The following is a 6825-nucleotide window of genomic DNA, read 5'->3' as shown; positions in this document are numbered from 1 at the left end:
CACCGCGCCGCAGAGTTGCCGGTCTGGCTGCACAGATACAATTGGCACCGTCCCCACGGGAGCCTAAAGTCCAAAACACCTATCAGTCGCCTCGCTCTAACCGAGGACAACCTGTTGAGGCTCCACAACTAGCTCGTCAGCGACGACACACCCGCTCGAGCACCCATAGACTATGATCACCGGCGCGGACTGGAAGAATACGGCTGCATCGCCCGAGCCGGCGGAACAGAAGATCTCGGCATCCAGTCAACGCTCGATACAAAGCGCGCGATCGAATGGCCCGAGCACAAGGGGATCAAAAAGCTTCTCAGACAATTGAGGACCCTTCGGACCCCAAAAGGGCTATAGCCTGATTTTGGGTTCGCACGCCTAGCTTCTTCTTGGCATTGTCCAAATGAAAAGCGATCGTGCGTGGCTTGATACCCAAGATGCGGCCGGTCACCCAGGCTGAATTACCCCGCGCTGCCCACCTCAGGCACTCATATTCGCGGGATGTCAGCGAAACCCCATCCACTGTTCGATCGCTCGGCAATTTGCGGCGAACGCAACGATGAAAGCAGGCCGCCATCAGTTGAAGAGCTTGTTCGTACCGCTCAGCGACCCGAAGAAATACTGGACGAGGCTCATCGGCGGCAAAAGTAACCGCAGCGATGCGGCCGCGGAGATCGACAATTGGGATCGTCAAACCGCAGCAGATGCTGAATTGAGCCGCCTCATCGAATAGCTGCTGTTGAGCCGGCGACATTTTATCGCCTCCCAAATTCGATCCCCAGTGAAACGGGCAGCCGCCATTTCGAGCACGCAAGACCACAGGATCGAGTTTCTCATACTGATTTTCCAGATACTGTCTGGTCCAGCGGGGTGGATAGTTTGAAATTAACCTCGGTTTGCCGGAAGGCCGTGCTGGCAAGGAGAGGTAGGCAAAGAAGATTAGGTCAAGTCGTCCGGCCGCCTCAGCCATGGCATCCCGGAAATCTGCCTCATCGATACTCTGTGACAGTCTTTCAAGGAATGTCTCGAAAACAAGTGGCATGTGCCTCGTCATCGTCGCGCTCGATTCTTCCTCTTTCTGCACGCCTTCCGGCTGCGTCGTGTATGTCCCGACAAACGTGATTGAATTCGCGGGCGTCGCTGGGCTGACCGGGCTCCAGAATGCTGCCACACTTTCGATCTTCGTCGGTCATCCCAATCATGCTGGGCTCACCCGATGGGCGTCTGGCAGACGCCTCATGATCTCAACAGCTCAATCAGAGAATCTCCATGCATTAAATCATGACCGCCCCTGCACCGACCAAATCAGGAGAAATCATCCTGCGCTGACCAAAAGCCATCATTGACCCCAGCTTTTGCAGGAATTTGGGTCGGCATTAGCATAACAATTCGGATAGCCGCTCATCCCCCACCCGGGGCGCCGTGATCCGCAAAGAAGTGTTGCGATGCTTTCTTTTCTTTGATAGGCAAATCGTCTCAACAATATTAAAATGCCTTTCCTTGTGAACGGGGTGGCGTGTGAGTATCGTCCTTCTATATACCTGACGTGATAAAATTCACCGCAATGATTATGGCCCGCTGCAATGATGTAAAGGGCACGTCTAAGCTCAATCTGCATCGGAACGTGCAGATGACCTTTACCAGACCCTCGATCCCGCACGGGCCATAATGATACTGATTACGTGGGTCAAAAAGGGCGCCCTGCCGGCGGGGAGGTACACCCGCAGGGCGCGCCGCACAGAGGTCCTGGTCGTTGGGCAACAGGACAGCGGCGGCAGAACTGATTCGGTTACAAATCGTGACTGAAATAGCCCGGAGCATGCTCAAGATCAGATATCTGGAATTCAACAGTTTTGGGTCTGCTCGGCGCAGTAGCGCGCAGGGACATGCCTGCCTCCGGACTCGCTCCTTCGCGATCGCAAAATCATACGGCACCCTCGGCCTTCAGCGCGCGATAGGTGGTATCGACCGACTTTACCGTCGCGTCGACAATGATGTCGATCTCTTTTCGGGTAATGATCAGGGGGGGGGCATAACCGAGGATGTCGCCATGCGGCATGGCCCGTCCGATGACGCCATTCTCAAACAGAGCAGCTGCAGTGCGCACCCCGACCTGAAGGTCGGGTTCGAATGGTATCCTTTGTTTTGGGTCCCGCATCATCTCCACGGCCGACAGGATACCCACTCCGCGAACTTCACCAACGATGGGATGTCCCGCCAGCTCGGCCTTCATCCGGTCTTGCCAATACGGTCCAACATCGCGGACATGCTCCAGAATATTTTTTTCTTTAAGCAGTCGAATATTGGCGAGCGCGGCTGCGGCACAAAGCGTGTGCCCCGAATATGTCCAGCCGTGGCCGAGTGCGCCGTGCTTCTCAGTTCCTTGTTCCAAAACCGACCAGACACGGTCGCCAATGATTGACCCGGAGATGGGGAGGTAGGCGGAACTCAAACCCTTTGCGATGGTCACGAAATCCGGACGCATGTTATACAGGTGGGAACCGAACTTCTCGCCGGTTCGCGCGAAGCCACAGACCACTTCATCCGCGATTAGAAGGATATCGTATTTGTCGAGCACCGCTTGAATGGACGTCCAGTACCCTTTGGGGGGCGGCACAATACCTCCTGTCCCAAGTACCGGCTCTCCGATAAAAGCTGCAACCGTTTCCGGTCCTTCGGCCAGGATCAAGGCTTCAAGCTCATCGGCACAGCGCCGGGAGAACGCTTCCTCGCTCTCCTCGACACGCGCCTGGCGGTAATAGTGCGGCGTGGTTGTATGGCGCACCAAATCCAGAGGCAGGTCGAAGAAATTGTGAAAGAAGGGAAGGCCAGTTAGGCTACCCGTGACCAATCCAGACCCGTGATAGCCGCGATTTCGCGAGATGATCTTTTTCTTTTCGGGCCGGCCAAGAATGTTATTATAGTACCAGACCAGCTTGATGTTGGTTTCGTTGGCATCGGAACCGGAGAGGCCGAAATAGACCCTTCGCATGTTCTGACCGAAATACTCGACCACGGCCTCTGCCAACAGGGCGACCGGCTCCGTACCTTGGCTGGCATAGACGTGTGCGAACGGCAATTCGTGTGCTTGCCTGGCAATGGCCTCGGCGATCTCCGTGCATCCATATCCCATGTTGACGCAGTAGAGTCCTCCGAAACCGTCGAGGCTCCTTCGGCCTTCGGTGTCCCAGATATAGACGCCTTCCGCACCGGCCATAATCCTATTTGGCGTTTCGCCTCGGCTGTGCTTGGCCAAATGCGTAGAAGGATGGAAGACGAAGCTTCTATCCTTCTCCCGGAGTTGCTCGGTTCCCAGATTGCTCAAGCGCATGTCCCTCTCCTCGCGATAAATTGGCGGAGGGCACTCGGCCAGCCACCTGTTTAGCAAATAGCATACCGGAAACGTCCCTTGAGTTTCTCGGGAATGCAGGTTATTCGCCGTGAAATTCGCGGGATCGGCCCGAATTGCCGTGAAAACTAAGGCGTCACGTTCGCCTTAGCCGAGGGTCGGGGGCGCGTCATGCAAACACGAACAGCTTACGACGCGCATGCGCCCAGCATAGTGCCCGATTAGCGGGCGATATTGACGGATGAATAGCGCTCGGGACGCTGTTCCCGCCGGCCGCGCGAGGCACGATAGAGCGCCGGCGGCCATGTTCCGCCGAACTGCCGGTCATCCCTTACATTCTGACGGTCCGGATCGGTCTTGCCGTTCCCAAGGGTGGTAATGCAGGTGATCAGGGGCAAAGCACATTCGCCTCGATCAGCAGGCAGCGGGTTCCGTGCCGCGGCACAGGCTCCAACCTGGTTGGCCAGCGCTGAGAGGCTGAGGTCGTGCCCTCGCGCATATTGATCGCTTTGGCGGTGCGGCGGCTGGTGCTCGGCAGACTTCTCGAAGGAGCATAGCCAGAAGGTTCGGCCCGGCAAAGACGCGCGGCGAGAGCTCCTTGCCATTGACATCTTGATTCGCAGCCGACCAGCGCCGCCAAGTTCTATCGTGAGCGTGTTGCCTTTCTTGCGATCGCAAATTCGTGGTTGCTGCGCAGGGCGAGCCGAGCTGCGGCTCGCAGGAGGGGGCGAGCCGACAGAATTGCGCGGCCTGAAAAGCTGCCTCCATCAATGCTGGCCGCTCGTGCAGTCTCGAAACGCTGGATCAAGCCTCAAACATCGAACAGCCGCTCCTTTTCCTCGCGAAACCAGCGCCCTCGCGCGACATGATCTTGTCTGACGATCCGACGCTTCGAGCGGGGCTCCTCTAATAGGTTGCACATGACCTGCAGCTTTCAGCCAAACTCAGCAAATCGGACGTCTCTTCTTATCATCGCTCGGCAAGCTCGGAACACGCTGGGGGACGTTGCTAAGGCTAGTCGCCGCCAGCGGATGGCGAGGATGTTTTGGCGGCTAAGTGCTTTTAGGTGGGCGATTATAAGCCGAGATCGCGATAGGTGCTTTCGCCATAGCTCCTGGCGCCATCGCCACGCTGAGCGTTTGAAAGCCGATGAAATTCGCTGGGCCAATTGGCTAGCGCGTGCTTGATGGCCTTCATCTTGAACGGCACGTGCACAACACATTTGTCCCTGATGATAGGCGGACAGCTCGCATCTTGTTGCCGCGAGCCGTTAAGGTTTGCTGCGATTATCGGCAGACCTAGATCAAGGGCCAATTCCATTTCCCAGCGCACGAAGCGAAAAAGGTTTTTCGTTTTCTCACCGATCAGGACAAGTACCTGGCTCGATCCATTCATTCTGTTGCGAAGATTGCGTTTAACATAATCTTCGTCCTGTGCTCGGCTCGTCATATTGTCCAGATCGTGAGCGTTCGCGAATTCAAAACTCACATTCTCGCTGGCATTCCACCCTTTCATAAAGCGGTATGCCCAAGCGTCTTCATCGCCGTCAAATATTACATAGGTCGGATCGCTGTATGCCATTGTTGTCTCTTAGTTGTTTTGACGAGCAACCCACTGGGTGTGCTCCCGTGAGAAAGCCAGTTCGGCTTCGTTCACCGCGGCGGAGAATGCCTCATCCGAGTTGGCGTCCGTAATAAGGTCGGCAGTCAAGCCGATCTCGTGAGCTGTCAACGTGTAAGCCGATGCCAATTCGTTAAATTTCTTGATCTGGGTCCACCCGATAAGCGAGGCGGCGATGACAATTAGCGGCTCGGTCGGCCAGCCAGGCATCGCGGGGTCAGCGATGCGTACTACGATGAACGAGAATCCCAGAGCGTATGCAAAAATACCAAGGCCCATCCAGACTTTCGCGGACCTCTTGTTCGAGCGCGCCTTCTTCTCGTACCACTTCCGCTGGTCGCAGATTCGTCTCTGCAGATATATGTCTTTTCTTTCTTTTAGCGGGGAGTCCCTTATCGACATCATCTGGTCGGTTGTTTGGGGGGATGCTGAATCGGTGCCGCTCAACGCGCTACCAAGGTGACGATTGCTATCAAGGATACCTTCCATGAGCTTTCGAAAATCAGCTCTGGCGTCAGCGGCGCGCGCGTCATCGAACGGCTGTGCTCGCATCGCGAAGCGCCAAGTCAATGTCTTCACCGACTCTGCAAGAGCTCGAGCCTGATACCAGACCTGCTCGGGCTTTGTGACCGACCGGAAAATGAGGACTCCCATTGAGCAAAGAAATACCGCAGCATAGACACCGAAATAGGCTTTTGATGGCGACAAGTCCAAAGAGAGCACCGACGCTAAAAAAAGAAGAACGTACTCTGCCCGGATCAGGCGGAGAAACGTCGCCTGCTGCTCGTTGGATGCCACGTCGGCGCTATTATAGAGTCCAGGATATTTCATTTTTGAAGCACACCAGTCTATTTTGTGGCGGTAAATTCTTTAAGCCAGGATTTGGCAAACGTGAGGTTAGCAGTCGAGCTTACAGAGCCTATTCTTGAGCGAGGCGCGGTCCCTCTGTTCATAAACAGGAATGCAGGTCCTGTCCCATCAATGTAAGGGTATAGGCCCAAAAATTCTTGCCCGGAGAATGTTTCCGAAGAATTTTTTGCCACGGGCAGAACCGCTACCGCGGTCCGAAACCCATCGAAAAAGCCAAGCTCCCAAGGCATCCATCTGGATTCTGGAGAATTGTTTGAATGCACATAGATTAGCGTCTTTGACTGCCTCATACGGGTCCGCAGCAACTCGGCGGTGGCCGAGGAGACCTTTGTGCGGTCCAGTTGTGAATCTTCGACCCAATCTACGTAAGCAGTGAACCCAAGCTCCTCGAAAATTCGCTTCACACCGAGAATGATCTCTGCGTCCTTGAAAGAATGTGACAGAAAAACGTCGAATGAAGATCTGGCTGTAGCTGCGGCCGTCTCTTCCTTTAGAACGATCGATGCGGCTCTATGTCCTCGACTGGCATTCGCAACTCTTTTCAGCTCTGCCTCGGTCAGTAGCACTATTCAAATCCCCCATGATCTGTTCGCAATCTATGAACTTGACGCCCATTCGATTAAGCGACCCTTGTCTTGTGAAAACTGGCACCATGCTCTCCAGCCGGTAGCGCAACCTCCACCTTCTCAAAGACCACGTCGGCTGGCAGGAGTGACCGGCCTTGTCACCCACCTACGCGACCCCGGCACAGCCATGCTCCTCGCTTAGAAGGCTGCGAGACCAGCGATGTCAAACAGGACAGACGATCTCCTAATCTCGATCAGCAACGAACTTACGACGTAAAAACGCGATGGAGCGATCTCCGAATGTCCGCAGGCGTCGAGGGCCGGGTTGGTCGCCAGGGCCGAGCGGGCCAGCTTGCACTCCCGCTACCCGTCGGCTTGCCAAACCCTCGCTGTAGATTTCGCCCCCCCCACACGGATGCGCTGACCGCG

The 6825-nt window shown here is 55.6% G+C and carries 6 protein-coding genes and 1 pseudogene; 1 reads left to right on the top strand and 6 read right to left on the bottom strand.

Features of this window, described 5'->3' with window-relative positions; all coding sequences use genetic code 11:
• Nucleotides 1–132: pseudogene (locus tag EN786_RS34310) on the top strand (IS481 family transposase); the annotation flags it as partial.
• Nucleotides 133–307: 175 nt separating this feature from the next.
• Here EN786_RS34310 and EN786_RS34305 read toward each other — a convergent pair.
• The 6 genes from EN786_RS34305 to EN786_RS34285 all read right to left on the bottom strand — a co-directional run bounded on the left by EN786_RS34305 (nucleotide 308) and on the right by EN786_RS34285 (nucleotide 6396).
• Nucleotides 308–1045 (bottom strand): LuxR family transcriptional regulator, encoded by a 738-nt coding sequence (locus EN786_RS34305; protein ID WP_082826574.1) that lies wholly within the window; start codon nucleotides 1043–1045, stop codon nucleotides 308–310.
• An 870-nt stretch (nucleotides 1046–1915) separates the two neighbouring features.
• Nucleotides 1916–3322, bottom strand: coding sequence for an aminotransferase (locus EN786_RS34300; protein WP_063169303.1), 1407 nt, complete (start codon nucleotides 3320–3322; stop codon nucleotides 1916–1918).
• Between the two features lie 239 nt (nucleotides 3323–3561).
• Nucleotides 3562–3738: a hypothetical protein gene (locus tag EN786_RS38035; RefSeq protein ID WP_164781893.1), complete on the bottom strand. Its 177-nt coding sequence runs from the start codon at nucleotides 3736–3738 to the stop codon at nucleotides 3562–3564.
• Between the two features lie 676 nt (nucleotides 3739–4414).
• Nucleotides 4415–4921, bottom strand: a complete 507-nt coding sequence (locus tag EN786_RS34295; RefSeq protein WP_126080675.1) for a TIR domain-containing protein — start codon at nucleotides 4919–4921, stop codon at nucleotides 4415–4417.
• A gap of 9 nt (nucleotides 4922–4930) precedes the next feature.
• Nucleotides 4931–5791 (bottom strand): DUF4231 domain-containing protein, encoded by an 861-nt coding sequence (locus tag EN786_RS34290; protein WP_126087045.1) that lies wholly within the window; start codon nucleotides 5789–5791, stop codon nucleotides 4931–4933.
• A gap of 17 nt (nucleotides 5792–5808) precedes the next feature.
• A complete protein-coding gene (locus EN786_RS34285) occupies nucleotides 5809–6396 on the bottom strand; it encodes a toll-Interleukin receptor (RefSeq protein WP_167508689.1) in 588 nt (195 codons plus the stop codon).
• Between the last annotated feature and the right edge of the window lie 429 nt (nucleotides 6397–6825).

The sequence above is a fragment of the Mesorhizobium sp. M4B.F.Ca.ET.143.01.1.1 genome, from assembly GCF_004792275.1.
Lineage (GTDB): Bacteria > Pseudomonadota > Alphaproteobacteria > Rhizobiales > Rhizobiaceae > Mesorhizobium > Mesorhizobium abyssinicae.
This window is presented reverse-complemented; position numbering and strand designations above follow the sequence as displayed.

What these genes read in the sequence shown, in the direction of transcription:
- EN786_RS34305 (WP_082826574.1), bottom strand. Translation starts at nt 1,045, where the DNA reads ATGACGAGGCACATGCCACTTGTTTTCGAGACATTCCTTGAAAGACTG.
- EN786_RS34300 (WP_063169303.1), bottom strand. Translation starts at nt 3,322, where the DNA reads ATGCGCTTGAGCAATCTGGGAACCGAGCAACTCCGGGAGAAGGATAGA.
- EN786_RS34290 (WP_126087045.1), bottom strand. Translation starts at nt 5,791, where the DNA reads ATGAAATATCCTGGACTCTATAATAGCGCCGACGTGGCATCCAACGAG.
- EN786_RS34295 (WP_126080675.1), bottom strand. Translation starts at nt 4,921, where the DNA reads ATGGCATACAGCGATCCGACCTATGTAATATTTGACGGCGATGAAGAC.